Below are 3306 nucleotides of genomic sequence, written 5' to 3'. Positions count from 1 at the left end.
TTGTACCACTGGGGTGTCGCGCCCTGCTTGAGCCGCCACTTCTTTTTCGGGTGCTTGTACTCGGGGAAGATTTCCATGCCCGGCAACGCGCCGGACGACGACTCGCCCGTGGCCTCGGCCCAGGACTTTTCAAAGTCACTGGCGTTGGTCTGGATGGAGTTCTCGACGTCGCGGGCAGCGCCCTCAACGGTTTCCTTCATCTTCTTGAGCTCGTCCAGCTCCATGGAGCGGTTGACCTCGTTCTTGACGTCGGCCACATAGCGCTGCGCCTTGCCCAGCAGCGTGCCGACAGTGCGCGCCACGCGCGGCAGCTTCTCGGGGCCGATAACAATCAGCGCCACGGCGCCGATGAGCGCCATTTTGGAGATGCCGAGGTCAATCATGGAAAAACATCAGAATGCAAAAACACCGCAGACGGCCGCAGCGCCGGGCCGCCCCAAGCAAGGCCAGCCCCCTCGGGGGGCAGCGAAGTACGCGAAGCGACAAGCGTGGGGGCTCACGATTTCTGGCGTGCTTCGACGTCGATCGTCGTTTTGTCAGCGGCCTGGGCGTTGGTGGTGACGCTGGCAGGCGGCACGGGAACGTCGGCGGGCGGCTGGCTGCCGTCCTTCATGCCGTCCTTGAAGCCCTTGACCGCGCCGCCAAGGTCGCTGCCCATGTTTTTCAGCTTTTTGGTGCCGAAGACCATGACCACGATCAACAGCACAATCAGCCAGTGCCAGATGGAAAATGAACCCATGATTTGCTCCTAATCTGTAAATACAGGTGTAAACGCAATATTGCCGGTTTGGGCCGGTTTGCGCGCAGTTGCGTTGATTCTAAAGGCCCTGTCTGCCGGAAAACTGATTACACACATTGGCCTGACGGTTTAGTGTGGTTGTGGGCACCGGGGGTTCCCTTTGGCTTGTAACCCTTCTAGCCCTTCAGCCATGGACGAGGGCCGCCGATCACGTGAAAGTGCAGGTGATGCACCTCTTGGCCACCCTCGGCGCCGGTATTGGTCACGATCCGGTAGCCGCCCTCCGGATAAGGGTTACAACCCTGCTCCATCGCCAGCTTGGGGGCCAGCACCATCATCCGGCCCAGCAGGGCGGCGTGTTCGGGGCCTACCTGGGCCATGGACGGGATGTGGTCCCTGGGGATGATCAGGAAATGCACGGGCGCCCACGGATTGATGTCGTGAAAAGCGTACAGCTCGTCATCTTCGTACACCTTCCGGCTTGGAATGGTGCCCGCAGCGATCTTGCAGAAAATGCAGGTGTCGGAGTGGTTCATGGCTGGGTGGTGGGGACGTGATTCAAGGAAATTACGTGGGACGGTGGCTGTTAAAACGCATCCAGCCGCGCACGCAGCGGTACAGGTACCAGAGGCAGACAATGCCATAAGCCGCCCAGCCCGGAATAATCAACAGCCACAGCGGCGACAGCAGCACCAGCCACGCCAGCGTCCACCAGAAAGTGCGGATCATGTAGCTGTGGTGGTCAATGTAGAGTGCATCGGTTTCGTCGGCGCGGCGAATGTAGTTGATGATGACGGCGATCACCGCAAACACGCCGCCGCTGAACCATGCCAGCGTGTGCAGGGCATACAGCACATGCATGATGGTGCGGTCGGTAGGATTTTTGCCTTCGAATTCGGCCAGGTCGGTTTCCATGCGTTCAGGTTCCAGTCAAAGCAATATGAGGCAATACGGGGGAAAGAAATCAGCCACAGGCGATGGCAGGCAGGCGTAACTCAGGGCTTTTCGGCCGCGTCACGGTGCTGAGCCTTGYGCAAGGCTTTTTCCTCGATGCCGCTGGTGCCTTCGCGGCGTTCCAGCTCGGCAATCACGTCCAGCGGGCTGAGGCCGTAGTGCGACAGGGCAATCAGGCTGTGAAACCACAGGTCGGCCACCTCGCCGACCAGCTTGCCCTTGAGCTCAGCCGTGGGACCGCCGCGGTCGATGTCCTTGGCGGCCATGACGGTTTCCGTGGCCTCCTCGCCGATTTTTTTCAGGAAAGCGTCGGGTCCTTTGTGCAAGAGACGCGCGACATAGCTGGTATCCGGGTCGCCGCCATTGGCCGCTTTGCGGCTTTCGATGATCTGCGCCAGGCGCTGGAGGGAGTCATTCGTGGTCATGTTTGCCGGAGTCTGTTGATGCTTTTTTATACATGGTGACCGGGTCTTTCAGGACCGGCTCGGTCACGACCCACTGGCCGTCTTTATACACACTGAAAAAGCAGCTGTGGCGGCCCGTGTGGCAGGCAATTCCCGGCGTGTGGCCGAGCTGCGTCACCTTGAGCAGGATCACGTCGTTGTCGCAATCCAGGCGAATCTCATGCACCGTTTGCTGGTTGCCGGACTCTTCACCCTTGTGCCAGAGGCGCCCGCGCGAGCGGCTGTAGTACACCGCCTGGCCCAGCTCGGCCGTTTTTTGCAGCGCCTCGCGGTTCATCCAGGCAAACATGAGCACATCGCCGCTGGAGGCTTCCTGCGCAATGACAGGGATCAGGCCCTTGTCGTCCCAGCTGACTTCATCTAGCCAATTTTTGGTCATGAGGCAATTGTCACGGATTTGAAAGGACGCTCCAAAGCAAGGATATCGCGGGACCGGCTTTGCCGGACCGCAGATATCGCCCCAGCAGGGGGAAAGGCGTAGCGCAGCGAAGCCTGCGGGGGGTTGCTCATTTTTCGCCCCAGCAGGGGGAAGGCGCTACACGCAGTGAGCGTCCGACGGGGGTTGCAACCTGTCCGACGGGGGTTACGTCATTCGAACGGGGATGCCCCGTTCAGCCATGTGCTGCTTGGCCTGCTGAACGGTGTATTCGCCGTAATGAAAGATGCTGGCGGCCAGCACCGCATCGGCGCCGCCGTTTTGTATGCCGTCGGCCAGGTGTTCCAGGTTGCCGACACCGCCCGAGGCGATCACCGGCACGCTGATGGCGTCGCTCACCGCGCGGGTCAAAGCCAGGTCAAAGCCCGACTTGGTGCCGTCGCGGTCCATGCTGGTCAGCAAAATCTCGCCGGCGCCGCGGCGCGCCATCTCAGTGGCCCAGGCCACGGCATCCAGGCCGGTGTTTTTACGTCCGCCGTGGCTGTAGACGTCCCAGCCGGGGCCGACAGGCTCACCTTCGGTCGTCAGGCGTTTTTCATCCTCGGCGTTGCGGCGCTTGGCGTCGATCGCCACCACGATGCACTGCGAGCCGTATTTGGCGGAAGCGTCGGCGATCACCTGCGGGTTGGCGATCGCAGCCGAGTTGAAACTGGTCTTGTCGGCGCCGGAGTTGAGCAGGCGGCGAACGTCTTCAACGGTGCGAACACCACCGC

Annotated in this window: 7 protein-coding genes; all 7 read right to left on the bottom strand. The window is 61.2% G+C overall.

What is annotated here, in order from left to right; genetic code table 11:
- A partial coding sequence (gene tatB, locus AC1D0Z_RS18325; protein WP_477659627.1) for a Sec-independent protein translocase protein TatB occupies window positions 1–383 on the bottom strand: 383 nt, incomplete at its 3' end.
- 113 nt (window positions 384–496) lie between these two features.
- Window positions 497–739, bottom strand: a complete 243-nt coding sequence (tatA, locus tag AC1D0Z_RS18320; RefSeq protein ID WP_477659626.1) for a Sec-independent protein translocase subunit TatA — start codon at window positions 737–739, stop codon at window positions 497–499.
- A 176-nt stretch (window positions 740–915) separates the two neighbouring features.
- Complete coding sequence (locus tag AC1D0Z_RS18315; protein ID WP_477659625.1) at window positions 916–1275, bottom strand: histidine triad nucleotide-binding protein; 360 nt, start codon at window positions 1273–1275, stop codon at window positions 916–918.
- 31 nt (window positions 1276–1306) lie between these two features.
- A complete protein-coding gene (locus AC1D0Z_RS18310; RefSeq protein WP_477659624.1) occupies window positions 1307–1654 on the bottom strand; it encodes a DUF4870 family protein in 348 nt (115 codons plus the stop codon).
- 80 nt (window positions 1655–1734) lie between these two features.
- Window positions 1735–2118, bottom strand: a complete 384-nt coding sequence (locus tag AC1D0Z_RS18305; protein ID WP_477659623.1) for a phosphoribosyl-ATP diphosphatase — start codon at window positions 2116–2118, stop codon at window positions 1735–1737.
- The gene (hisI, locus tag AC1D0Z_RS18300; protein WP_477659622.1) at window positions 2105–2536 is read right to left on the bottom strand and encodes a phosphoribosyl-AMP cyclohydrolase; all 432 of its coding nucleotides are present in this window, start codon (window positions 2534–2536) and stop codon (window positions 2105–2107) included. The genes AC1D0Z_RS18305 and hisI overlap by 14 nt, the downstream gene beginning before the upstream one ends.
- Window positions 2537–2740: 204 nt before the next feature.
- Window positions 2741–3306 (bottom strand): imidazole glycerol phosphate synthase subunit HisF (gene hisF / locus AC1D0Z_RS18295; RefSeq protein WP_477659621.1); only part of this gene is annotated, 566 nt, incomplete at its 5' end.

This window comes from Polaromonas sp. P1_E3 (assembly GCF_056405935.1).
Note: the sequence above shows the minus strand (reverse complement) of the source record. Positions and strands in the feature narration are given on the sequence as shown.

What these genes read in the sequence shown, in the direction of transcription:
- tatA (WP_477659626.1), bottom strand. Translation starts at nt 739, where the DNA reads ATGGGTTCATTTTCCATCTGGCACTGGCTGATTGTGCTGTTGATCGTG.
- AC1D0Z_RS18315 (WP_477659625.1), bottom strand. Translation starts at nt 1,275, where the DNA reads ATGAACCACTCCGACACCTGCATTTTCTGCAAGATCGCTGCGGGCACC.
- AC1D0Z_RS18310 (WP_477659624.1), bottom strand. Translation starts at nt 1,654, where the DNA reads ATGGAAACCGACCTGGCCGAATTCGAAGGCAAAAATCCTACCGACCGC.
- hisI (WP_477659622.1), bottom strand. Translation starts at nt 2,536, where the DNA reads ATGACCAAAAATTGGCTAGATGAAGTCAGCTGGGACGACAAGGGCCTG.